19 protein-coding genes and 3 pseudogenes are annotated in these 22481 nt (G+C 65.4%); 11 read left to right on the top strand and 11 right to left on the bottom strand.

The features are described from left to right. Positions 1–31: 31 nt before the first annotated feature. From AC1DF3_RS25260 to AC1DF3_RS25275, 4 genes and pseudogenes are all read left to right on the top strand, one after another. Positions 32–958: a GntR family transcriptional regulator gene (locus AC1DF3_RS25260; protein WP_286537622.1), complete on the top strand. Its 927-nt coding sequence runs from the start codon at positions 32–34 to the stop codon at positions 956–958. Positions 959–1167: 209 nt separating this feature from the next. Then, on the top strand, positions 1168–2166 hold the full coding sequence (locus tag AC1DF3_RS25265) for a tripartite tricarboxylate transporter substrate binding protein (protein ID WP_478141229.1): 999 nt from the start codon (positions 1168–1170) through the stop codon (positions 2164–2166). A gap of 59 nt (positions 2167–2225) precedes the next feature. Then, on the top strand, positions 2226–5006 hold the full coding sequence (gene acnA, locus AC1DF3_RS25270) for an aconitate hydratase AcnA (protein ID WP_478141230.1): 2781 nt from the start codon (positions 2226–2228) through the stop codon (positions 5004–5006). A 316-nt stretch (positions 5007–5322) separates the two neighbouring features. Further along, a pseudogene (locus tag AC1DF3_RS25275) lies at positions 5323–5432 on the top strand (acyl-CoA thioesterase); the annotation flags it as partial. Here the strand turns inward: AC1DF3_RS25275 and AC1DF3_RS25280 are convergent. The 3 genes from AC1DF3_RS25280 to AC1DF3_RS25290 form a co-directional block, all read right to left on the bottom strand. Then, a complete protein-coding gene (locus tag AC1DF3_RS25280; RefSeq protein ID WP_478141231.1) occupies positions 5419–6612 on the bottom strand; it encodes an alpha/beta hydrolase family protein in 1194 nt (397 codons plus the stop codon). The pseudogene AC1DF3_RS25275 and the gene AC1DF3_RS25280 sit on opposite strands and share 14 nt — an antisense overlap. Positions 6613–6756: 144 nt before the next feature. Continuing rightward, complete coding sequence (locus AC1DF3_RS25285; protein ID WP_478141232.1) at positions 6757–7272, bottom strand: hypothetical protein; 516 nt, start codon at positions 7270–7272, stop codon at positions 6757–6759. A 126-nt stretch (positions 7273–7398) separates the two neighbouring features. Then, a complete protein-coding gene (locus tag AC1DF3_RS25290) occupies positions 7399–8052 on the bottom strand; it encodes a methyltransferase family protein (protein ID WP_286537614.1) in 654 nt (217 codons plus the stop codon). Between AC1DF3_RS25290 and AC1DF3_RS25295 the strand changes: the two genes are divergently transcribed. Beyond that, positions 8043–9074: an aldo/keto reductase gene (locus AC1DF3_RS25295; RefSeq protein WP_478141233.1), complete on the top strand. Its 1032-nt coding sequence runs from the start codon at positions 8043–8045 to the stop codon at positions 9072–9074. The genes AC1DF3_RS25290 and AC1DF3_RS25295 overlap by 10 nt on opposite strands. 31 nt (positions 9075–9105) lie before the next feature. Here AC1DF3_RS25295 and AC1DF3_RS25300 read toward each other — a convergent pair whose 3' ends face one another. Genes AC1DF3_RS25300 through AC1DF3_RS25310 form a run of 3 tightly spaced genes read right to left on the bottom strand, consistent with a single transcriptional unit; the run spans position 9106 to position 11901 of the window. After that, entirely contained in the window at positions 9106–10131 is a 1026-nt protein-coding gene (locus AC1DF3_RS25300) for an ABC transporter permease (protein WP_286529209.1), read from the bottom strand. Between the two features lie 32 nt (positions 10132–10163). Then, complete coding sequence (locus AC1DF3_RS25305; protein ID WP_286529210.1) at positions 10164–10904, bottom strand: ATP-binding cassette domain-containing protein; 741 nt, start codon at positions 10902–10904, stop codon at positions 10164–10166. 4 nt (positions 10905–10908) lie between these two features. Beyond that, entirely contained in the window at positions 10909–11901 is a 993-nt protein-coding gene (locus AC1DF3_RS25310; RefSeq protein ID WP_286529211.1) for a substrate-binding domain-containing protein, read from the bottom strand. A 289-nt stretch (positions 11902–12190) separates the two neighbouring features. Between AC1DF3_RS25310 and AC1DF3_RS25315 the strand changes: the two genes are divergently transcribed. Next, positions 12191–13987, top strand: a complete 1797-nt coding sequence (locus tag AC1DF3_RS25315; protein ID WP_478141234.1) for a flavin-containing monooxygenase — start codon at positions 12191–12193, stop codon at positions 13985–13987. On the opposite strand, the gene AC1DF3_RS25320 is transcribed toward AC1DF3_RS25315, so the two are convergent. Beyond that, positions 13974–15854 (bottom strand): GMC family oxidoreductase, encoded by a 1881-nt coding sequence (locus AC1DF3_RS25320; protein WP_478141235.1) that lies wholly within the window; start codon positions 15852–15854, stop codon positions 13974–13976. The genes AC1DF3_RS25315 and AC1DF3_RS25320 overlap by 14 nt on opposite strands. Positions 15855–16290: 436 nt before the next feature. Between AC1DF3_RS25320 and AC1DF3_RS25325 the strand changes: the two genes are divergently transcribed. Next, on the top strand, positions 16291–16698 hold the full coding sequence (locus tag AC1DF3_RS25325) for a hypothetical protein (protein ID WP_478141236.1): 408 nt from the start codon (positions 16291–16293) through the stop codon (positions 16696–16698). Here the strand turns inward: AC1DF3_RS25325 and AC1DF3_RS25330 are convergent. Continuing rightward, a complete protein-coding gene (locus AC1DF3_RS25330; RefSeq protein WP_478141237.1) occupies positions 16695–16901 on the bottom strand; it encodes a hypothetical protein in 207 nt (68 codons plus the stop codon). The genes AC1DF3_RS25325 and AC1DF3_RS25330 overlap by 4 nt on opposite strands. A gap of 152 nt (positions 16902–17053) precedes the next feature. Here AC1DF3_RS25330 and AC1DF3_RS25335 point away from each other — a divergent pair. Further along, positions 17054–17329 (top strand): annotated as a pseudogene (locus tag AC1DF3_RS25335) (helix-turn-helix domain-containing protein); the annotation flags it as partial. A gap of 956 nt (positions 17330–18285) precedes the next feature. Here the strand turns inward: AC1DF3_RS25335 and AC1DF3_RS25340 are convergent. Then, on the bottom strand, positions 18286–18531 hold the full coding sequence (locus AC1DF3_RS25340) for a hypothetical protein (RefSeq protein ID WP_478141238.1): 246 nt from the start codon (positions 18529–18531) through the stop codon (positions 18286–18288). Positions 18532–18722: 191 nt separating this feature from the next. Between AC1DF3_RS25340 and AC1DF3_RS25345 the strand changes: the two genes are divergently transcribed. The 3 genes from AC1DF3_RS25345 to AC1DF3_RS25355 are packed head-to-tail and all read left to right on the top strand — an operon-like array spanning position 18723 to position 21178. After that, positions 18723–19181, top strand: coding sequence for a hypothetical protein (locus tag AC1DF3_RS25345; RefSeq protein ID WP_478141239.1), 459 nt, complete (start codon positions 18723–18725; stop codon positions 19179–19181). Next, positions 19178–20470: an aromatic ring-hydroxylating oxygenase subunit alpha gene (locus tag AC1DF3_RS25350; RefSeq protein WP_478141240.1), complete on the top strand. Its 1293-nt coding sequence runs from the start codon at positions 19178–19180 to the stop codon at positions 20468–20470. The genes AC1DF3_RS25345 and AC1DF3_RS25350 overlap by 4 nt, the downstream gene beginning before the upstream one ends. A gap of 15 nt (positions 20471–20485) precedes the next feature. Then, positions 20486–21178 carry an aromatic-ring-hydroxylating dioxygenase subunit beta gene (locus tag AC1DF3_RS25355; protein ID WP_478141241.1) on the top strand — a complete coding sequence of 231 codons (693 nt, stop codon included), beginning with the start codon at positions 20486–20488 and terminating at the stop codon, positions 21176–21178. A gap of 15 nt (positions 21179–21193) precedes the next feature. On the opposite strand, the gene AC1DF3_RS25360 is transcribed toward AC1DF3_RS25355, so the two are convergent. Continuing rightward, positions 21194–22189: a tripartite tricarboxylate transporter substrate binding protein gene (locus tag AC1DF3_RS25360; protein ID WP_286537598.1), complete on the bottom strand. Its 996-nt coding sequence runs from the start codon at positions 22187–22189 to the stop codon at positions 21194–21196. Then, a pseudogene (locus AC1DF3_RS25365) lies at positions 22186–22481 on the bottom strand (hypothetical protein); the annotation flags it as partial. The gene AC1DF3_RS25360 and the pseudogene AC1DF3_RS25365, both read right to left, overlap by 4 nt.

Below are 22481 nucleotides of genomic sequence, written 5' to 3' on the forward strand. Positions count from 1 at the left end.
GGAGGCCGGCGGCTGGCCTAGACTACGCGGCATGTCCTCGGCGAATGAAGCGGCTTCGGCCCCGGAATTGACCTCCCTGCAGCAGCGTGTTGCCAGGGAAATCGTGGCGCTGGTGCGTCGAGACAACCGCGCCGCCGGGGACCATCTGCCCGAAATTCAGCTGGCGCAGCACATCGGCACCTCGCGGTCCCCCATTCAAGCTGCGCTGAGACACCTGGCCCAACTCGGCGTCCTCCAGCAGGATGCCAATCGCGGGTTTTTCCTCAGCGTCGACGCCAAGGACTGGGACGGCTCGGTGGCCAGCCTTTTGTCGACCGACGACCCTCTGTACCTGCGCATCGCAGACGACCGCCAGTCTGACCGTTTGCCCGACGAAGTGACCGAGGCCGACCTGATGCGTCGCTACGGCGTCGCCCGCAGCACCCTGCGCAAGGTCTTGTCCCGGATTTCCGAGGAGGGCTGGATTGAGCAGAGCATGGGCCACGGGTGGCGCTTCCTGTCGATGATTGATTCTCCGGATGCGTATGAGGAGAGCTACCTCTTCCGGCAATCCATCGAGCCCGGGGCCATCCTGGGACCGTCCTTCATGTTCGTTCCCGCGGAGCTCAAGCAGATTCGGCGTGAGCAACAGCGCATCGTGGACGGCGGCTTCCAGACGATGACGCCCATTGAGCTGTTCGAGGCGAACAGCCACTTCCACGAGACTATTGCAGAGTGGGGGCACAACCGGTTTGTCCTCCAGTCGATCCGGCGCATCAATCAGCTGCGTCGGCTGGTGGAGTACCGACAGGCCTCCAAACGCACGCCTCGCCACACCCAGGCGTCTGAACATTTGGCCATCTTGGACGCCATCGAGCGCCAAGATTTCATGCAGGCCGCCAACCTGATGCGAGCCCACCTCAACGGCGCGCGCCGCGGCAAGCTGCTGGACCCCAGCGTCTTTTCCCAAGCGGCCTAGCGGCTGAAATTCCACTGAACCGTTGCCCTATGGCCTTGGGCGGCTCAGCTGCGTCCACTCGCCGCGCAGTCGCCCAACAACCCGTTACTCGGCCCGCGGGTTTACCCTTGTCTGTGATTGTCTAAACTGATTAGAAAATACAACTCAGGCGCTATCGATGATTTCGCCCAGGTTGCGCCAGACCCCACACAAGCATTGAAGGAACATTCATGCAAATCAACGAGACAAAGAAGCGGTTTTTTGGTGCGATGCGACGCGCCCTGTTGGCGGCAACCCTGGTCGGTGCTGCCTGTGCCCCCGCATGGGCCGAGGCACCGTATCCAACCCGTCCTATCAAGCTCGTCGTGGCCTTCGCGCCGGGCGGTGGCTCCGACTTCATCGCGCGCCTGGTGGCAGTGAGACTTGGCGAAAAGCTGGGTCAACCTGTCATCGTCGAAAACCGCCCGGGCGCGGGTGGCAACCTGGGTGCGAGTACCGCGCTCAAATCGCCAGCGGACGGCTACACCCTGTTCCTGGCAGCCGCCAGTTACACCGTGAACCCTGCGCTCTACAAGCTCACGTTCGACCCGATCAAGGACATCACTCCCATCGCGCAGTTGGCTCGAGGCCCGTTCATCATTGCGGTGAACCCCGACGTGCCAGCAAAGAACCTCAAGGACCTGGTGGCCTTGGCCAAAAAGGAACCGACCAAGCTGAGCTATGCATCGGCCGGCACAGGCAGCATCGTCCACATCGCGACCGAGTACTTTCTCGATGTCACGGGTGCGCCAATGATGCATGTGCCATACAAAGGGACAGCGCCCGCACTGACCGACACCATCTCAGGTCAAACCCAGGTGGTCTTCGGCACCGTTGCTTCCACCCTCCCGTTCGCCAAGGCCGACAAGCTCCGGGCCTTGGCCGTGACGACACCCAACCGCCTGGTTGCATTGCCCGATGTCCCGACGACCGTCGAGGCTGGCTTCCCCAACTACTCGGTGACGAACTGGCACGGAATCATTGGCCCCAAGGGGATTCCCCGGGACATCGTCGACAAACTCAACAAGGCCATCAACGAGTCGATTCACGCTTCGGAGATGACCAAGGGCATGTCCTCGGACGGCCTCACGCCTGCGGGCGGTACCCCGGCCGAGTTCGGCAAGTTGCTCACAGACGAGACCGCGCGCTGGCAGGCGCTGGTTGCCAAGCGGGACATCAAGGTCGAATAACAAGCCGCGTCAGGTTGATTGAACGAACCCGCCACCGTCGCCCCCCAAGAGGAAAACAGATGAAAACCGTCCCCCAAATCAAGCAGCTTCCCATGGCCAACCGGACGGTGCGCTATCTCTCCATCGCCGACGTGAGCGGCGTGGAGCAGCTTCCTTTTTCCCTTCGCATCCTGCTGGAGAACCTCTTGCGTCAAGCGGCGATTCGCGGCGTGGACACCCAGGCAGAAGTTGATGCGCTTCTTGACCGCAAGATTGGCGCGGGCCTGAGCTTCTACCCGACGCGCGTGTACGGCCAGGACATTCTTGGCCAAGTGATGTTGGTGGATATGGCCGGCATGCGCGACGCCGTTGCGGAAGCGGGTGGCGACGTCTCGCAAGTTGGTCCCAAGGTGCCGGTCGATGTCATCATCGATCACTCGCTTCAGGTGGACAGCTGGGCGTCGCCAATTGCGCGCAAGGTGAACTTGGAGCGCGAGTACGAGCGCAACGCCGAGCGCTTCGCCTTCTTGCGGTGGTGCAGCAGCAGCTTCGAGGGCGTACGCATCGTTCCCCCAGGCAAGGGCATCATGCACCAGATACACCTCGAGTACATCGGCAAGGTGGTTTGGACCGACAAGGACGGTCAGGGCGAACTCGCGATTCCTGACACCTGCGTCGGAACCGACAGCCACACGCCCATGATCAACGGTCTCGGCGTGCTGGGCTGGGGAGTCGGCGGCATCGAGGCAGAGGCCGTCATGGTCGGCAAGCCCGTCGCACTGGCCCTTCCGGAAGTGGTCGGCATTGAAGTCAAAGGCAAATTGCGCGAAGGCGTGCTCCCGACCGACCTGGTCCTCGCCATCACGCAGCGCATGCGCGCCCTCGGCGTCGTTGGCAAGTTTGTCGAGTTCTTCGGCACCGGCCTGGAAGCCCTGTCCCTTGGCGACCGCGGGATGATTGCCAACATGGCGCCCGAATACGGAGCCACCGCCGTCTACTTCCCAATCGATGAGCGCACGTTGGACTATCTGCGCATGACTGGCCGCGAAGACGCGCAAGTCGAGCTGGTAGAGCTGTACGCGAAGGCCCAGAAGCTCTGGCGCGGCGCCGACACGCCGGCTCCCCGTTTCGACACCGTGGTGACCATCGACCTCGATGAAATCCGGCCGTGCCTGGCCGGCCCTCGCAACCCCGAGGACCATCTGCCCCTGGAGACAGTGCCCAGCGCATTCGTGAAGCACTACCAGGAAATTGCCGGCAGGCCACTCGACCCCGAGCATGCCGCTCCTGTGAAGGGCGAGCAGTTCTCCCTGCATGACGGTGACGTGCTCATCGCAGCCATCACCAGCTGCACCAACACTGCAAACCCCGTCAACATGATGGCCGCCGGCCTGGTCGCGCGGAAGGCGGTCGCGCTAGGCCTGAAGACCAAGCCTTGGGTCAAGACCTCCCTGGTTCCGGGAAGCCATGTCACTGCTGCGGTTCTCGAGACGGCCGGCCTGCAGGAGTCGCTCGACGCCCTCGGGTTCCATATCGCCGGCTTTGGCTGCACCACCTGCAATGGTGGTTCCGGTCCGCTGCCCGACGCTTTGGTCGAGGCCATTGAGGCAGAGAAGCTGGTTGGTACCGCAGTGCTCTCCGGCAACCGAAACTTCGAGGGCCGCATCCATCCGAACATTCGCGCAGCCTACCTGGGGTCGCCCGCGCTCGTGGTGGTCTATGCGCTTACCGGCACCCTGTCGGTCGACGTGACCAAGGAGCCCATCGGGATTGGCAGCAACGGCCAGCCCGTCTACCTGCGCGACATCTGGCCGACCTCGGTCGAGATTTCCAAGGCAGTCGAGGGCGCCTACGAGCCGGCAATCTTCCGAGAAAAGTATTCGGACCTGTTCGAAGGCGGCGAGCCCTGGGACGCTCTGGCCGGTGAGCGCAGCGAGCGATTTCCCTGGGACGACGCGAGCACGTATGTTCGCCAGCCCCCGTATTTCGAAGGCCTCTCGCGCGAGGCTGCCGCGGTCCAGGACATCGTCGGCATGCGCCCGCTGGTCATCCTCGGCGACTCCGTGACGACTGACCACATCTCTCCCTCCGGGGCTATCAGCCTGGGCACCCCCGCAGCGGACTTCCTCCTTGCCAAAGGCGTCGAGCGGCGTGACTTCAACAACTACACGACGCGGCGCGGAAACCACGACGTGGCGGTCCGCGCTACTTTCGCGAACATCCGCTTGCGTAACCGCATCGTTCCCGGTGTCGAAGGGGGCGAGACCAAGCTCATGCCGGACGGTAAGCAGATGCGGGTCTTCGAGGCGGCGGAGGAATACCTGCGGCGCGATGTGCCGCTCGCCGTCATTGCTGGCAAGAACTACGGTTGCGGGTCGTCCCGCGACTGGGCAGCCAAAGGGGTGGCACTGCTTGGCGTCAAGGCCGTGATTGCCGAGAGTTTCGAGCGCATCCACCGGACCAACCTCGTGGGCATGGGCGTGTTGCCGCTGCAGTTCGAGCCAGGCACGACGGCGGAATCTCTGAACTTGGACGGCAGCGAAACCATAGACGTCCCCGCGCTTGCCCAACACCTCGAGGTTTCAGGGCAAATTGAAGCCATCGTGCATCGCACCGATGGGACCTCGACGGCCGTTCCGCTCATCATCCGTCTTGATACCGAAGAGGATGTCGACTACTGGCGCCATGGCGGCATCCTGCCGCTGGTTTGGCGCGACTATGTCTCCGGCAAGTCCGAAGAGCACGTCTCGCATTCGGCGAAGCGTGTGCAGTCGGAGGTCGGAGGTCCTCAACATGAACTACCCGACGCAATGCCGGGCAGCGAAGTGCCCAGTGCCAGTCAAGGCGCGGCCCTAGGCTGACCTTGAGGGAAGGCCCAGAAGCCTTCTTCTCCTCCCTCTCTCGAAGCAATCCTGCGCTGCCTGCCTGGCGGCACGGGAGGGACCTGTGCTGCCAGCGTCTGCCGTTGCCGTTGCCGTTGCTCTTCATGGGCGTGTTCACCGGCATCCTGTCTGGAACGACGATGACCGATGCGATTGCACAGAACCTCGTGTCGTCCATCCCGGGCTCTGCCGGCCACTTCCTGCCCCTCATCACCGCGCTACTGAGCGCCCCGATGACCTTCTTCCTGTCGAACGATGCGTTCTACTTTGGCGTTGTTCCAATCCTCGCGGAGGCGTCGACCAAGTGGTCTTCCGGCAGCCCATCTATGTTGGTGAGCCAGTCACGTTCCTCGCTTCCATCAATCACACGGCGAATCGATGGAGGTCGGCATCAAGGTGGTTGCGAGGTGCGATCGCCAAACGTCGGCGCTCGCGGATGCGACGGCGGGGTCAGCGCACCATGGTGTCGAGCCAATCGAATGCCGCTGTCCAGAACACGATGGATGCCATGCCTTCGCAGTGCCCCTCGGCGCCCTCGGCACGGGCAGGTGATCGAAGGTGCCAGGTTGGCGCTCGTGTAGCGGCGCATGTCCTGGAAGTAGGTCTGCGGGTCGGCGACGCCGTTCGTCACCATGCGCGGCCCGAGCAGCGTCCGCAGGGCCGGGATCTCGAGCAGCGCGTCGAACCGCGGCTTGGCGGTGGGGTCGTCGACGTGTTCCCAGAGCCCGCCCAGGCGAGCGGCGACGCCGGCCGCCATATCGTACTGGCCCGGGTCGACGACCAAGGCGGCAAGCTGTGGCGCTCCCGCGGCGCCGCGCGGGGCGAGCAGGCCGCCGAACGAGCGGCCGACGAGCACGATCCGGCGGGCGTCTACTTCTGGCTGGCCTGCGACCAGGTCAAACATGCCAGGCACGACGTGCTCCCAGTCGGGGCGCTGCGGCACGCGGCGGTCGTAGAGAACGCTGCCCTGGCCCGGGCCGTCGAGGCCCACGAACGCCCATCCCCGGTCGAGGGCCGGGTACACCGATGCGTACAGCTCCTCGGCTGTGTTGTCGTAGCCGCCGATGTGCAGGATTGTGGGGAAGGGGCCGCTGCCGGGCGGCGCGAACAGGTAGCCCGGCGTGTCGCCCTCGATCAGGCGGCCGCGCCCCAGCAGGCCGGGAAGGGCGCTGCGGAAGGCGTCGACGCTGGCCCGGTAGGCCGTGGTCAGCTCCTTGCCGTCGAGGTCATCTCGATGCCAGAAGAACGCTTGCCGGTAGTATTCGGCCGCCCGCAGCCGCAGGCTGGCAGCGCTCGTGGCGTGACCGGTCTGCGCGGCCGCCGCTGCCTGCGCCACGAGGCCGTCTGCGAACGTCGACCACGCGGCGTACCAGCTGTCGCGGTCGCCCTCGGTGATCCGCGACGCGATGTACAAGCACTCCCCGACGTTGGCCATGCCGGCGTCGCACTTGCCCACCGTGCGCTGCAATTGACCGTCGAAGGCCTCGTCGTCGAAATGCAGCTGCATCCGCATCACTCCTGTATTGACGGGTTCTTGATCGATAGCGACGTTGGGTACCGAGTCGACTCTAGGCGCTGACAGCATGCTTCTTCAGACGCATGCGCAGGCCGACAGGATGCATCGTGAAGGTCATGACTTCTTCAGGGACGCCGCCGCCGGGGGCCCTCGACCTCCAAGAGTTCGAAGTTCCGAGCCAGCATCCCCAGCACGAGGCCTCCGCTGCAGCGGCTACCAACTAACGCGGGAGCCGGTATCGGTCAGGCAGGTATGCGCAAGAATATTTCCCGCGGCATCGGTGATCTGACCATCTACCGCGCCTGTGAAACTGTTTTCATCCGCGGACAAAATGCGCGTTCCCTTTGACTTCTGCAAGCCGAGGAGCGACCCATCGGGGTTGAAACGATAGAACACCAGCGTAATGGTGTAGGTCCGATGGGACTCGCGCTTCCAGGTTCCCATTGAAGCGCTTGTCAAGCCGGGAGGGGAATTACTTCCATATGACGCCGTTCCTCCCACGTTGAACGTGGACAATCCCTTGAAGCCGCCAAGCGCGACGCCGTTATTGCAGTCTCTCACTGTCGCCGTCGACTCCCAAACCCCGACGATGGCCTCCGGGCCCTTTTCTCCCTTTTCCCTTTGACGATCGTCATCGGAGGCGAAGGCGTTGCCGTGGATCAGCAGCATCGCTGAAGCGACTGAAACGCTCACACGGGTGAATGTACGGAGGGCACCGGGCTTGGTCATGAGCAGACTCCTCGAGTTGGGTCGCCGAATTTCAAACCTTCCTCGTGTTTCTTTCAAGACGTCTCAAGCTTGTTACTACCTTGGCTCAGGTTCATGGACAAGCACTCCTATATTGGCGCACCCCACCTACCCGCGCCATGGGGTGATGCGCGGCAACCATCGCCTCACGTTCGCCCGATAGCGCTGGTATTCGTCGCCGAACTGCTCGCCCAGCGCAGGCTCTTCGTAGGCGACAACGAACAAGAAGAATCCGGCCCACACGATCGCGCCGTACGCCAGCACCGTGACGCTCCCGAACAGGAGGCCCTGGCCGGCGATCAACGCCGTGACTGCGACGTATATCGGATTGCGGACGTAGCGATAGAGTCCGGTGACGACGAGGCGCTTGGGAGGCATCACGGGCGCCGGTGTGCCAAGGCCCTGCAACGCGAAGCGAGCGAACGAATCGAGCAAGATGGGCAACCCGGCGACGATCAGGGCGGCGCCGAGCACGCGCGCGATCGGGAACAGCGGAGGTGCGAAGTGCCAGTGCGTGAGGTACCAAGGGACGTACACGGCGAGCGTGCCCGGAGCGATGACCAGGAAGATTGCGGAACCGATGATTGCGGCGGCGCGCTGCACGATCGGATCATACTCAGCGCCGCCGCGGATCGCGCGGATCGGGCGAGCGCTGGCTTCGGCGATGTCCTGCGCGATGTCCGAAATTTCCCCGGCGCGCGCGCTATGCTTTGCGCGGGCCTTCCACCCGCAACCCGACGAGGAGAAACGCAATGAGGTCACGCCGCTTCACGACTCGCAATGGAACGGAGCTCGCCTTCTCGGCCCTCGGTCTGGGTACGGCCCCCCTGGGCGACCTGTACGAACTGCTGGACGAGAAAACCTGCATCGTCACCATCGAACAGGCATACGCCAGCGGGGTGCGCGTGTTCGACACCTCGCCGCACTACGGCAACGGTTTGGCCGAAGCGCGCGTGGGGGCAGGCCTGCGCCATCTGCCGCGCAAGGACGTGATCGTCTCGACCAAGATCGGGCGAGTCATGGATGCCTTTGCCAAGCCAGCGCCGAAGAACCCCGATGTTTTTTCGCCGGGCTTTGCCGGCGGCCATCCGCATGCGCCGCGCTTTGACTATTCCTACGACGGCACGATGCGTTCGGTCGAACAGTCTTTGCTGCGCACCGGCCTGGATCGCCTGGACATCCTCCTGATCCACGACTGCGACGTGTGGACGCACGGTCCGGTCGATGCGCCCGTGCGCTTCAAGGAGGTGATGGAGGGCGCCTACAAGGCGCTCGAGAGGTTGCGCAGCGAGAGGATCGTCGCGGCCATTGGGTTCGGCATCAACGAGTCCGACATCGCGGTGAAGTTCGCGAAGGCCGGCGATTTCGACGTGGCGATACTGGCGGGCCGCTACTCGCTGCTGATCCAGAACGCGGTGGACGAATTTCTGCCGCTGGCGCTCGAGAAGAACATCGGCGTGATGCTGGCCGGTGTGTTCAATTCCGGCATCCTCGCAACCGGGGCCGTGCCGGGCGCCAAGTTCGAGTATGGGCCGGCGCCCGAGAACATCATGGAGCGCGTGCGCAAGATCGAGGCGATCTGCGCAGCGCATGCCACACCGTTGCGCCGCGCGGCGCTGCAGTTCGCGATGGCGCATCCCGCGGTCGTGACGGTGCTGCTCGGCGGCGTGACACCACAGGAGGTCCAGGCCAACTCCACCGATGCCGATCAGCCCGTGCCGGCCGCACTGTGGAGCGACCTTCAGTCCGCCGGCCTGCTGAGTCCGGCCGCACCGATCGGCTGAGCACCTTTGCGGGCGCGCGTGGCCCAACGTGTCACTCGTTCGCGCTGCGCGCCCGTAGTCTGTCGAAGAGCACCGCCACGATGATGAATCCTCCGACGAAAGTGCCCTGCCAGAAGGTACTGATGCCCAGAAGGATCAGGCTGTTGCGAATCACCTCGATCAAGGCCGCGCCCACCACGGCGCCGAAGGCCGTGCCGATGCCGCCCGCCAGGTTGGTTCCGCCGATGACGGACGCCGCGATCACCGACAACTCCATGCCCTGTCCCAGGCTGGTCGTCACAGTGCCGAGCCAGCCGACTTCGAGCACGCCCGCAATGCCCGCGCACAGCGCGCAGAACATGTAGACGCTCACCTTCACCAACTTCACCGGCACACCCGTCATCGTCGCCGCACGTTCATTGCCGCCGATGGCATACAGGTGCCGGCCCCAGCGCGTCCAGCGAAACAGAAAGCTCGCGATCAGGAGCAGAACGATCAGGAAGAGCACCGGGCTTGGCACCCGGATGGGGTCGACGAATGGCAGTGACACGCTGACGAAGCCGCCACCCAGCGCGAGCAGTTTCGGCTGGTCCGGCCCGAACTCGTAGACCATGCGGTTGTTCGACAGCACCATCGCGAGGCTGCGCACGATGGAAAGCATGCCCAGCGTGACCACGAACGGCGGCACGCCGATGTAGGCGATCATGAAGCCATTGATCGCACCCGCCAGCAACGATGCGCCCAGTGCCAGCGGAATCGCCACCCAGATCGATGTGCCCGTGTGCATCGTCATCCCGACCACCATGCCCGACAGCACGAGCACCGCGCCCACCGACAAGTCGATGCCTCCGGTGACGATGACGGCCGTCATTCCGATCGCAATGATCGCGACGAAGGCGAAGTTGCGAGTGACGTTGAAGAGGTTCTGCTGCGTCGCAAAGACATCGCTCGCGAAGGTAAGCACCACGAACGCGACAACGGCCGCCACCGAAACCCAGAAGGTCTGCTGGCTGACGAGCCAGCTCAGCCAGTTGCCATGCACGCGCCGGTCGATGCTGTCCTCGAGACTTGCGGCCATGTCGGACTGCCTTGTCGTTGGGTCGGGTGTGATCATGCGGTTTCGATGGCGCCGGTGATGAGGCCGGTGACCTCCTCCGGGGAACTGTGGGCGATGGGCTTGTCGGCCACCTTCACGCCGCGGCGCAGCACGACGATGCGGTCCGCCACCGCAAACACGTCCGGCATGCGATGGCTGATGAGCACCACCGCGATGCCGTGCTCTCGCAGGCGCCGGATCAGGTTCAGCACCTCGGCGATCTGGCGCACGCTGATGGCGGCCGTGGGCTCGTCCATCAGCACGATCTTCGGATCGGCCAGGCGTGTGCGCGCGATGGCCACCGCCTGCCGCTGCCCGCCGGACATCCGGCGCACCAGGTCGCGCGGCCGTGTCTCCGACTTCAACTCGGCAAAGAGTTCGGCCGCGCGCTTGAACATGGCGCGATAGTCCAGCACCTTGACGGGGCCGAAGCCGCGCGTGAGTTCGCGCCCGAGGTAGACGTTCTCGGCCGCCGTCAGGTTGTCGCACAGCGCGAGGTCCTGGTAGACGATCTCGATGCCTTCGCCGCGCGCGTCGGCCGGCTTGTGGAAGGCCACCGTGCGGCCTTCCATCATCACCGTGCCGTCGCTGGGCGGGTAGTTGCCCGCGACGATCTTCACCAGCGTCGACTTGCCGGCGCCGTTGTCGCCCATCAGGCCGACGACCTCGCCGGGCTCGATGCGCAGCGAGACGTCGATGAGCGCCTGGATGGCGCCGAAATGCTTGGAGACCCGGGCGAGCTCCAGAACAGCCATGCGACTACTTCGCCGGGCACTTGTCCAGATTGGTCGGCACGCACTCGTCCAGCCCGGTGTAGAGCGGGTCGGCGACCTTCTTGCCACCAATGAGGTCGATCAGCACGGCGGGCGCGCGATGCCCCATTTCGAAGGGGCGTTGGCCGATCTGCGCATGGCTGCGGCCATTCTTCAGCGCGTCGAGCTGCGGCGGCAACGTGTCACCGGCGATGATGATCAGCTCCTTGGACTTCAGCTTGGCCATCACCTGGTCCGTCACCTGTGCATACGCGGACGGACCGAACTGCGCCCAGCCCCCCACGAGGATGAAGGCATTGAGCTTCGGATTCTTGGTGAACACGTCCGACATCTGCTGGTTGGCCAGGTCGATCTGGTCATTGGTGAAGAGCGGACAGCCGTCGATCTCGGTCCAGCCGCCGTCACCCTTCAGCCGGTCGACCCCCTTCTTGCCGGCAATGGTGTCGCGAAAGCCGGCTGCACGGGCATTGATGTTGTCGGCGGCCACGTTGCCCAGTTGCATGCACACCGTGCCGCCCTTGGGATTGAGCTGCTTGAGGTGCTTCGCCATCAGCACGCCCATGTCGTAGTTGTTGGTGCCCAGGTAGGTCTTGCGCAGCGACCGGTCGGCCGCGGCAAGATCGGCATCGATGGTCATGATCGGCATCTTCGGTGCCTTGGCCTTGAGCATGGTGGCCATGGCCGGCGCGTTGGAGGGCGAAATGGCGATGCCCGCCACGCCCTTGTTGATGAGGTCTTCGACGATCTGCACTTCGCCGGCCTCGTCCGCGCTCGATGCCGGCCCGGTGTACAGGCAGGTGTATTCGGAGCTTGGGTTTTCCTTGTTCCAGAGCGCGCAGCCGTCGCCGAGCACGGTGAAGAAGGGGTTGTCCAGACCCTTGACCACGACCGCCAGGGTCTTCTTCTGGGCCATCGCCGGTGCGGCGACGAGAAGCGCCGCCAATGCTGCGCCGACAAACTTGAGAAGCGACTTGTTCATTGCGTCTCCTGGATTATTGGATATGCACAACTGTCGAAATCTCTTGCACCGCCGGCAAGCCGCGGATCTCTCCTGCGGCTGTTCGGGACCCAAGAGAAGTCGGACTATAGGACCGGGGCTGGGCGCTGTCGAGCGTGTAGACCCGAACCGCAAGCAGGTGGCGGGCCTTTTGGACTGGCCCGCGCCGGTCCTGCGGCACGCGGTCGTCGACCGTGCGGCCCCAGCAGCAGTACGGCCCCCATCGACAGTCACCCGACCACAGCGCATACTGCGCCTCGGCCATCGCCGCATGAGGCGTCGGTTCGTGTGCCAACACCGTGCTCGCCATCGACTTCAGAATCTGGGAGATGCGCATGACGCGACGCTTCAACATATCTCCTGTGCCGCGGGGGCGCTTCGAGCGCGACGCCGCATGACGCCCGATGGGACAAGCGCGATAGACCAGCTGGACCTGCTGATAGTAGGAGCCGGATTCGGCGGCCTTTGCATGCTGAAAAAGGCGCGCGCGATGGGCCTGTCGGCGCGAGTGCTCGAAGCCTCTCCCAGCGTGGGGGGCACCTGGTATGCCAACCGCTACCCGGGCGCCCGCGTAGACATCCAGAGTCTGGAGTACTCCTTCTCGTTCAGCGAGACCCTGCAACAGGAATGGCAGTGGACTGAGCGCTATGCCTCGCAACCCGAACTGCTGCGTTATGCCAACCACGTGGCTGACCGATTCGACCTGCGCAGCGGCATCAGCCTGAACACCCGCGTGACGACGGCCTGCTTCGACGATGCCGATCAGCGCTGGGAGGTCGGCAGCACAGGCGAGGACGGCGAGGCGCAGATCTGGCGCGCGCGCTTCGTCGTGCTGGCCTGCGGGCCGCTGTCGACGCCGAACACGCCGGCCTTTCCAGGCCTGGAGACTTTCGCCGGGCCGGTCTTGCACACGGCCGCCTGGCCGCATGCGCCAGTTGATTTCGACGGTCGCCATGTGGGCGTCATCGGCACCGGTTCCTCGGCGGTCCAGGTGATCCCGCGCATCGCGCAGCAGGCAGCGGCGTCGGTAACGGTGTTTCAGCGTACTGCCGCCTACGTGGTGCCCGCGCACAACGGCCCGCTCGATCCGGCGCAGGAGGCCCGCGTGAAGGCCGACTACCAAGGCTTTCGGGCACGCAATCGACAAATGCGCACCGGCTTCGGCTGCGATCTGCCAATGAACCCGAGCTCGGCGCTGACCACGAGCCCCGAGGAGCGGGACGCCGCGTTCGAGGCCCGATGGGACGCCGGCGGATTCCCCCTGCTCTGGACTTTCGGTGACCTGATGACGGACTTGCGAAGCAACGCCCTGGTGGCCGAGTTCGTGCGCGGCAAGATTCGCCGGGCGGTGCATGACCCCGCGACGGCAGCGCTGCTTTCGCCGCACCAGCCCATTGGCTGCAAGCGGTTGTGCGTGGCCGACGACTACTACGAGACCTTCAATCGGCCGAACGTGCATCTGGTGGACGTCAGCAAACAACCGATCGAGGCCATCACGCCAGGCGGCCTGCGGACCGGCGGGCGCGAGCACACCTTCGACACGCTGGTGTTGGCCACCGGTTTTGACGCCGTCACCGGCACGCTGATGCGACTGGACCTGCGCGGCCGAGGCGGCCTGCGCATTCAGGACAAGTGGCGTAGCGGGCCTCTGAACTACCTGGGCTTGACGGTGGCCGGCTTCCCGAATCTGTTCAACATCGCGGGCGCGGGCAGTGCCGCAGCCTTCACGAGCGTGATTCTCTCAATAGAGCATCACGTGGACTGGATCGCCGAATGCATCGCCTGGCTCGACTCGCAGGGTCACGCCACGATCGAGGCCACCGACGAGGCCGAAAGCGCCTGGGTCGCACATGTCAATGCGGTCGCTGCGCAAACGGTCTTCCTGAGCTGCAACTCCTGGTACCTGGGCGCCAACATCCCGGGCAAGCCGCGCGTATTCATGCCCCTGGCCGGCGGATTCCCAGCCTACGCGGAAAGGTGCAAGGCCGTGGCCGATCGGGGCTACGAGGGCTTCTCACTGGGCGGTCCAGAGGGCCAGAAGAAGGCAATAGCGCTCATGCCGGATTGACATCCGCAGCAGCACCGACTGATGGATGCTCGGCTACGAATTCGGAGAGCTTCACACTGTGATCGGCGGCCAGCATTTCCGCCGCCTTCTCGCCGATCATGATCGACGCCGCGTTGGTGTTGCCGCTGACCACGTTCGGCATAACGCTCGCGTCCGCAACACGCAATCTCTCCACTGCCATCACCTTCAGACGTGGATCCACGACACTCCCGATCCGGCACGTCGACGTGACGTGGTAGACGGTAAAGGAATAGTGGAGCGCGAGGTCCTCAAGCAGGGCGTCACTTGGCATGGCGCCCTCGATGTGACCGTGCTTGCTGGCAAGGAATGGCGGGATGAGCAGCGGCCCGATCTTCCGGTGTGCCGGCCAGTGATCAACGATGTCCAGCGCCCGACGCAGCACTGCGACCATCACCTTCATGTCGTGCGGGTCGCCGTAGTAATTCATGCGGATCGTCGGGTGGTCCGCAGGGTTTGCGCTCGCGAGCACGATCTCTCCCTCGCTGTGCGGTTGCACAGGGTTGGCGAGCACGATCATGCTCTGCGCTTCGCCTGCGAGACGCTTCGACGCATCGTCAAAGTACTGATTCACGTCGACACACAGGCAGCGCTGCCAGAGGTCGTCGTTGTAGCCACAGGCGAAGAAGGCGATTTGTGCATCGTGACTGTGGTTGTCGCCAAGGCCGGTGGAGTACCAGGCGGCCGCATCGTAGAGGGACGAAGAGATCAGGCCATGGCCGGTCGTCGCCCACTCGGTGATGCGTCGTTCTGCTTCTTGCTTCAGCCCCTGCAGTTCGGGGGGCATCTGTGCGTCGTCATCGGGGTTCGCGGGCAGGGGTCCCGCCGGAGCGCGCAGGGCCGAGGGGCCGAACGAGACGCCAAGTTCGTTCACCGGTATGCCAACCCCCGGTGCAGGAAAGAAGAGGCCCACGTGGAGGTGGTCCTTCAGATGCTTCCCAACGTGCGGCGAGTCGACCCGACATGTGATGCCTGCCGCTTCGAGCTCTGCCCGGGGCCCGATGCCCGAGAGCATCAAAAGGTGCGGCGACCCGATGGCGCCCCCACTCAATATGACTTCCTTGGTGGCGAACGCGGTACGCGTTTCAGCACTGCCGACGCGGTACTCGACCCCCGTCGCGGCCAAGTGCCCCGTCGCGCCGTCCAGAAGCACGCGCGTGACTTGCGCCCCGGTGATGATGGTGAGGTTCGAACGCTTTTCGGTGTCGCCTTCGATGAAGGCGTGAAAGGTGCTGGAGCGCTTGCCGCTTCGCGTCGAGGTCTGGAAGAGCGATGCGACGCCGCCGGGCCCACCACGGTCTCGTCCGTTGTAGTCGCCGCGCGGAATACCCGCGGCGACGGCGGCATCCACGAACTCACGCGCGCCCGCGAGCACCGGCGCACGCACGGACACGCCAAGAGGACCGGCAGTGTTGTGCGCTGGCGCATCGATCGAGATGTCGTCGCTCGGCGAGAGGCCCTCGCTCTTCTTGAAGTACGGCAGCACGTCGCGGTAGCTCCATCCGCTGGCGCCGCCCTCGGCCCAGGCGTCGAAATCGCCAGGATGGCCGCGCACGTACGCCATGTAGTTGATCCCGGACGACCCCCCGAGCATCTTGCCCCGCGGCATCATCATGCGCGCTCCCTTCAGTCCGAGCCCGCACTTGCCGGCATCCGCGGTGTACATCCAGTCCGTCTGCGGATTCTGTTGCATCGCGGAGCACGCGGCGGGAATCAACTCTTCGACGGGCGGGCGGCCGCCCGCTTCCAGCAGCGCAACCCGACAGGACGGGTCTTCGGACAAGCGAGCCGCAATCACTGCTCCTGCTGAGCCTGCTCCCACTACGATGAAGTCAAAGGTGTCTGACATGACGATGTCCTTTCCGCGAAGCTGTGGCCGGGGTGCCATGTTGAACCGAACTCGATTGCTCTACTGCTGGTGTAACCCCTTGGGGGCCCTCCATCTGCCGTAGCGAAAATTGGGTCCGCATCTGCCGAGGCAACACGCCGGCAGTGCGATGGACCATGGGCGGCGGGGCCGCCACAGGCCATCTCCTCAAATGAGGGGAGGTGCCGGCAACTCTGGGAACCCATCTGCACGCCGAGTTCGCCCGGTGTTCTCGCTGCCATGCGCTCGTCGTGCACGCATATGGACAGCGCGGATCACAGTGGCCACAATCCATGCAGCACATTCGAGTCGAGAGCCGTCCCCCAATGGCAAAAGTGCCTGTCGCCAGTCACCAGCTCAAATGAAGTTTCAGATGTATTGGGCAAGACCTGTTCTTTGGATTGCAACGATTGCTGCCATGGCATGGACCACGCACGTCCACGCGCAAATTGCTTTCATCGCTCGGCACGTCATCGGTCGGGTGGAGCAGATGTCTCAACAGCAAGGCAACGGCGGCGTGGCGTACGACACCGCCGCCGTGGTGGTTGAGGTTCCCGCCGAGAAAGTCTACGCCGTCGCACTTCGCAACCTCAGTGCCCAGCCTCAGTTGCGGATCACCGGCCAAGACCAACAAGCGCGCGCCATCCAGTTCACGAACAACGTACAGATCGCGGGGCTGCAGGTCAACGCACTATCGGACAAACTCTCTCAAATCCTGATCACGTCTGCCCACACGGGCGACCAGAACGTCTCATCGCTGATCCTCGAACGCATCCTTTTGTTTTGCTCGGAGATGAAGGTGGAGTGTTCGAAGGGTTCGAACTAGCGCAAGCCAGTGCGGTAACCCTCGATGCGCCTGCCCGCCATGCATACCGCGACGGCCGGCACCGCCGACCACAGCGATGCGCTCGTCCAGCGCAGGAACGCCATGTCGAGCGCCTCCACGACCAGCACCCGCAGCATCACCTTCGTCGGATTGGTCTTGTCCAGCACCCGCGAGAGGGCGATGTTCGTCGCGGTCCCGCTCATAGAGCCAATCCAATTATTCGTGTGGGTGTCGTGGTCTATCCCGGGTTCCAGCTGCTCACGCTGGCCGTCGTCTCTGTGTTCGAGTGGGCGATACGGTGGTGACGGAGGGTTCGCCTGCGTTGCTGGCCTTCCTGCGCAAGTCAGCGCGGCGGTCGCGCCGGATCAGGGAGGAGACTGGGCAGACCCCGGCCAAGGCCATCATCGAACGTCTGCGAACCGAGGCAGCACGGCTCATGATCGAGTCCCAGCATTTGCCCATCGAGACCGTCGCAAGGGATGCGGGCTTCGGTGATCCCGACCGCATGCGTCGGGCATTTCTTCGCGCGTACGGACAGCCGCCGCAGGTGATCCGGCGAGCGAATCGGACCGAGGCGCGGCACGCTTGGTCAGAGTCATCGCCTCGTCGAGATTGTTCTTGGCAAACGTAGTCAGCGTCTTGTCTTGGCCCTGTTCCAGTCGCCGGAGATCGAGGTTTCGTAACGCTTGGTTACCAAATGTCCAAGGCCCTCGCTCGCGAGAACGGCCCCTCATTTTGCGAGAAAGGCGTTCAATGTGAGCTGATCACAATTCACTGGGGGAGCGCGATGTCCAGGGTAACTGCGGCGCCAACAGCCAACTGTGTGACTCGGGATTCAAGCCCAGCGCCGTTCCGTGCGCGGCATGGCGGGGGGCGAGCGCGAAGGTCGCGGTGTTTCGACGCACCGGCTGTCTTCAGCCCTGACGGGATGCCGGTCTCGGCGGCTCTCCTCTCCTCGGCGCCGTGACTGCGCACGAAGTACCGCAGGAGCCCGGAAATGACGAAGTACTGCGACTCGTGCCACACGGCCAACAAGGACCGCGCCAGATATTGCCGTGGCTGCGCGGGCAAGTTCTCAGGTCTGCGCTTCGACGCTGGGGCCTTCCTTCCGACGTTGCCGGATGCGCGCACGGCGGGAGCCATGCCAACGCCCAGACCGCTGGACCGGGTGGACGTGCGCGCACCGCTTCGAAAGACCATGTCCGTGCCAAAGCGAGGCCCACGGCTCGCGCCGCCTCCGCGGGCCGCCGTCCCACTGCTGTCGCTGTTGTTCGTGCTCTTGGTGTCTGTTGCGGGTTTCGTGTATTGGTACTCGACCCGGGCGGTCCGTGAGGCGCCGGTCCCGAGTTCGCCGCAGCGCCTCCTTCAGACGGCGCCTGAGACTCTGGACGCGGTCGCGGTCGCGGTGCCGGACCCGGCGTCGACAGTCCCGAACTCGACGCCCGTGTCCTTGCAGAAGCCGCCTGCATCCACGCCCGAGGAGGCGCCGCGGAGCCCCGTCGCTGCGCCGACGGTCGAGGAGGCGTCGCTGCCGGGTCCGGAGCCGCAACCGGCTGCTCACGCGGGCCCACCGGTGGAGGCCGCGAGTCAGGAGACGACCGAGGACGAGGTGTCGGCCAGCCCGGATGGCCCTGTCGCCAAGCCGTTGTCGAGCCCCCGGCGCCGCGTCCAGGTCGTCGCCTCGGCGCCGAAGCGACGCGCGGCGGCGACCACGTTCGAGAGCGTTCCCCGGGCGCCGCTCGCGCCTCTCCCATCAGCGGCCGCTGAGGCTGCGCCGGTGCTGGCGAGGACGCCCGAGACCTCGCAGACGCTTCGCTCGGGAATCGCGTCCAAGGCCGTAGGCAATCTGCCCTGTGATCGCTACAACCCCTTCGGCGAGGCCGTGTGCGCCAGCACGACCCAGTCGGCTGGCCCGGGGACGCAGCCATCGGCGGCCACCGGAACATCGCTCGCCGGCAGCCGCGGAACGGGCTGGCTGCGTGGCACGGCCGTGGCGAGCGGTGGGGCTGCGAGCCAGGCTGACGGTGGCGGAGCAGGCGGCGGTGGCTCGGGCGGTGGAGGTGGAGGTGGAGGCGCAGGCGCGGGTGCAGGTGCGGGAGGTGGTGGGGGCGCTGGTGGTGGTGGAGGGGCCGGTGCTGGAGCGGGTGGCGGAGCGGGAGCGGGTGGTGGCGCTGGCGGGGGAGCCGGCGCTGGTGCTGGCGCTGGTGCCGGAGCAGGAGCAGGAGCAGGAGCGGGAGCAGGAGCGGGAGCAGGAGCAGGAGCAGGCGCCGGACCTGGGGGCGGACCTGGCGCCGGCGCCGGACCTGGAGCCGGAGCCGGTCCTGGAGGCGGCCCCGGTGGCCCCGGTGGCCCCGGCGGGGGTGGCGGAGCGGGGGCTGGCCCCGGGGGCGGCGCCGGTGGTGGCGCGGGCGGGGCCGGTGGTGCGGGTGGCGGACCCGGTGGTGGTGCCGCCGGGCGTTAGGCAACAAGGGGGCAGTCGATGATGAACCTCGATGCGCTGGTCGAGCCCGACCGCGTTCACAAGACCGTCTACACCGATGCCGCGATCTTCGATGCCGAGATGGAGAAGATCTGGGAGCGCATATGGGTCTACTGCGGCCACCTGTCGCAGGTGCCGAATCCCGGCGACTACCACGCCGTCACCATCGGCCGCCAGCCGATGTTCATGGTGCGGCAGGCCGACGGCTCGGTGCAGGTGCTGCACAACCGCTGCCCGCACCGTGGCGTGCAGCTCGTGGGAAACCTGAAGGGCAACACGGGGCACAGCATCGTCTGCTCCTACCACGCGTGGAGCTTCCACCTGGACGGCAGCGTGCGTGCAATCCCGCTGGCCCAGGGCTATGAAGGCACGCGCATGACGCGCGACAACCCCGACTGCGGCGTCAAGCGCGCGGCGCGCGTGGAGAGCTATCGGGGCTTCGTCTTCGCCAGCCTCTCGCACCACGGCCCTTCGTTGAAGGAATTCCTCGGCGAAGCGCGCGTCGCCTTCGACGACATGTGCGACCGCTCGCCGGTCGGCGAGGTGGAGGTGGTGCCGATCTGCCATCGCGTGATCCAGCATTCGAACTGGAAGTTCTTCATGGAGAACCAGCTCGACGCGCTGCATCCCTCGGTCACTCACCAGTCGACCGGCATCGCGGCCGGGCGGGTCGAGAAGCGGCTGAAGGCGCAGCAGGAGAAGGTGCCGCTGTACTACCACTACCTCTCGGCCTTCGCGTCGAGCTTCGAGCAGTGGGACTCGGTGCAGACCATCAATTTCCCGCGCGGACACGGCATCCTGAAGGCCTACTTGGGGCTGCGCCCGCAGGACCCCGACACGCTCGCGCACGAGGCATTGCTGAAACAGGCCTACGGCGAGCAACGCGCCGAGGAATACCTGTCGCGCAGCATTCATCACGTGCTGATCTATCCCTATCTGTCGGTGCAGTCACCCTTGCAGCAGCTGCGCTGCCTTCGGCCGATCGCGCCCGACAAGACGCTGTCGGAGATCTGGCACTTCCGCCTCAAGGGTGCGCCCGAGGCCATCTATCGCCGCAGCCTCTGGTACTACAACCTCGTGAATTCTCCAGCCACGATGATCAATGCCGACGACCTCGAGAACTGGACCAAGGGGCAGTGGGGTCTGCAGTCGAATGGCGGCGACTGGGTCAGCTTCCATCGCTACTTCGGCGACGACCGCGAGGAGGGCGGCGTGACCTATTCCAGCCACGGCACTTCCGAGGCGGTGATGCGAAGCCAGTTTCGCGCCTGGTCGACCTACATGGCTTCATAGTGCAGGAACCACGTCATGAGCCAGCCATCTTCCGACAGCCCGAGCGCCGCCATCCCGAACGCCGGACCCGACTTCGAGCACCTGCTCGCGCAGGACGTGGTGATCGAGGCCGCGCCCGGCGATGCGCCCACCGGCGCGCAGGTGATCGCACCCGACCACTCGCCGCGCGCACCGCAGCTCGGCGCCGCGCCTGCCGCGCAGGCCGCGCCGCGTGCCGGCCTGGTCGTGGACAGCGACCTGCAGCGCGAGATCGAGCAACTGCTCTACCTGCAGGCCGAGCTGCTCGACCGCAAGCTGTGGCAGGCGTGGATGGACTTGTTCGACGACCGCGGCGTCTACTGGATGCCGGTCACGCTCGAGCAGACCGAGTGGGAGGGCTCGCCCTCGATCTTTGCCGAGGACAAGCTGATGATGGAGATCCGCAAGGGCCGCGTCTCGCACCCCAACGCATGGTCGCAGGCACCGATGTGGGAGACCAATCACATCGTCGGCAATGTCGCGATCGAGTCGGTGGACGGCGCGACCGTCCATGTTCGCTCGCGCTTCCATCTGATGGAGCTGCGCCGCGACACGGTGCGGCATTTCGGCGGCACCTACCGGCACACGCTGGCGCGCGACGCGGGCGGCGCGCTGCGCATCGTGCTGCAGCGGGTCGACCTCTTCAACGGGCAGGCGCCGTTCGACTACGTGCTGCAGATCTGGGTCTAGCTGCCGAGGTGCCCGTCAGTTCGGCGGCGGCGAAATGTTCTCGTCCTTCACCACCTGGGTCCAGCGCGCGACGTCGGTGGCCAGGAAGGCCTGGGCCTCGCGCGCGCTGGTCGGCCAGGGCTCGGCCGCCTGCAGCTTCAGGTTCTGGACGATCTCGGGACGGCGCAGCGTGGCCTGCACCATCTGGTTGAGCCGGGCCACGATCGCGGGCGGCAGGTTCTTCGGACCCGCCAGGGCGTACCAGGCGCTGACGTCGAAATCCGGCAGCACGGTCTCGGCCACGGTCGGGATGTCCGGGAACCCCGGGAAGCGCGTGCGCGAGGTGACCGCCAGCGGCCTCACCTTGCCGCTTTCGATCTGACTGGACATGCCCGCCAGCGAGGTGAAGATGATCGGCACCTCGCCGCTCATGACGGCCAGCGCCGGCGCGCTGCCGCCCTTGTAGGGCACGTGCGTGAACTGGACCCCGGCGCGTGCCTGGAACAGCACGGCCGCCAGGTGCATGCCGCTGCCGGTGCCGCCCGAGCCGTAGTCGATCTTGCCCGGCTGGGCCTTCGCGGCCGCCACCAGTTCCTGGAGGCTGCCGGCGGTCGAGCCCGGTCCCGCGATGATCGCGAACGGACTGCGCGCCACCATCGACACCATCGTGAAGTCGGACACGGCGTCGAAGGGCAGCGACTTGTACAGCCCCGGTGCCGCCGAGTGGCCCGAGGCCATCAGGAACAGCGTGTAGCCGTCGGGCTCGGCCTTGGCGACGTAGTTGGCGCCGATGGTGCCGCCGGCGCCGGGCTTGCCCTCGACGATCGCCTGCTGGCCGAAGGCCTCGGGGAACTGCGCCGCCAGCAGGCGCGCCAGGTTGTCGACCGGCCCGCCCGATGTGAAGCCGTGGATGATGCGCACCGGCTTGGTCGGCCAGGGGGCCGCCGGCGCCGTGGCTTGCGCCAGGGCGGATGCCGCGGCCAGCAGCAGCGCGCCGGCGGTCAGGACGTGTCGGAAGACAGGCAGGGTCATAGGACGAAGTGCTCCGGTTGGGGCCCGCGTTCGACGGGCACTGACTTGAACTGGCCTTGCTCGAACATGCGCAGGCGCGAGGCCAGAAGTTCATCGTGGAGGCGGGCCAGCCGGGCCGCATCGAAATTCAGCTGTCCGTTTCTCTTGGCGAACCTGCCTGCCACGATGACATTCTCGATGTCCGAGGTCTCGGCGTACATGACGACGATGTGGGCGGCATTGCCGCCCGGCAGCGCGGGGAAGATGTTCATGCCGCGGCAGTCGAACATCACGAGGTCGGCCTGCTTGCCGG

The sequence above is a fragment of the Variovorax sp. 10N432 genome, from assembly GCF_056394465.1.

What these genes read in the sequence shown, in the direction of transcription:
- AC1DF3_RS25265 (WP_478141229.1), top strand. Translation starts at nt 1,168, where the DNA reads ATGCAAATCAACGAGACAAAGAAGCGGTTTTTTGGTGCGATGCGACGC.
- AC1DF3_RS25280 (WP_478141231.1), bottom strand. Translation starts at nt 6,612, where the DNA reads ATGCTGTCAGCGCCTAGAGTCGACTCGGTACCCAACGTCGCTATCGAT.
- AC1DF3_RS25310 (WP_286529211.1), bottom strand. Translation starts at nt 11,901, where the DNA reads ATGAACAAGTCGCTTCTCAAGTTTGTCGGCGCAGCATTGGCGGCGCTT.
- acnA (WP_478141230.1), top strand. Translation starts at nt 2,226, where the DNA reads ATGAAAACCGTCCCCCAAATCAAGCAGCTTCCCATGGCCAACCGGACG.
- AC1DF3_RS25355 (WP_478141241.1), top strand. Translation starts at nt 20,486, where the DNA reads ATGAGCCAGCCATCTTCCGACAGCCCGAGCGCCGCCATCCCGAACGCC.
- AC1DF3_RS25315 (WP_478141234.1), top strand. Translation starts at nt 12,191, where the DNA reads ATGAGGCGTCGGTTCGTGTGCCAACACCGTGCTCGCCATCGACTTCAG.
- AC1DF3_RS25330 (WP_478141237.1), bottom strand. Translation starts at nt 16,901, where the DNA reads ATGAGCGGGACCGCGACGAACATCGCCCTCTCGCGGGTGCTGGACAAG.
- AC1DF3_RS25300 (WP_286529209.1), bottom strand. Translation starts at nt 10,131, where the DNA reads ATGGCCGCAAGTCTCGAGGACAGCATCGACCGGCGCGTGCATGGCAAC.
- AC1DF3_RS25360 (WP_286537598.1), bottom strand. Translation starts at nt 22,189, where the DNA reads ATGACCCTGCCTGTCTTCCGACACGTCCTGACCGCCGGCGCGCTGCTG.
- AC1DF3_RS25320 (WP_478141235.1), bottom strand. Translation starts at nt 15,854, where the DNA reads ATGTCAGACACCTTTGACTTCATCGTAGTGGGAGCAGGCTCAGCAGGA.
- AC1DF3_RS25305 (WP_286529210.1), bottom strand. Translation starts at nt 10,904, where the DNA reads ATGGCTGTTCTGGAGCTCGCCCGGGTCTCCAAGCATTTCGGCGCCATC.
- AC1DF3_RS25260 (WP_286537622.1), top strand. Translation starts at nt 32, where the DNA reads ATGTCCTCGGCGAATGAAGCGGCTTCGGCCCCGGAATTGACCTCCCTG.
- AC1DF3_RS25325 (WP_478141236.1), top strand. Translation starts at nt 16,291, where the DNA reads ATGGCATGGACCACGCACGTCCACGCGCAAATTGCTTTCATCGCTCGG.
- AC1DF3_RS25295 (WP_478141233.1), top strand. Translation starts at nt 8,043, where the DNA reads ATGAGGTCACGCCGCTTCACGACTCGCAATGGAACGGAGCTCGCCTTC.
- AC1DF3_RS25350 (WP_478141240.1), top strand. Translation starts at nt 19,178, where the DNA reads ATGATGAACCTCGATGCGCTGGTCGAGCCCGACCGCGTTCACAAGACC.
- AC1DF3_RS25285 (WP_478141232.1), bottom strand. Translation starts at nt 7,272, where the DNA reads ATGACCAAGCCCGGTGCCCTCCGTACATTCACCCGTGTGAGCGTTTCA.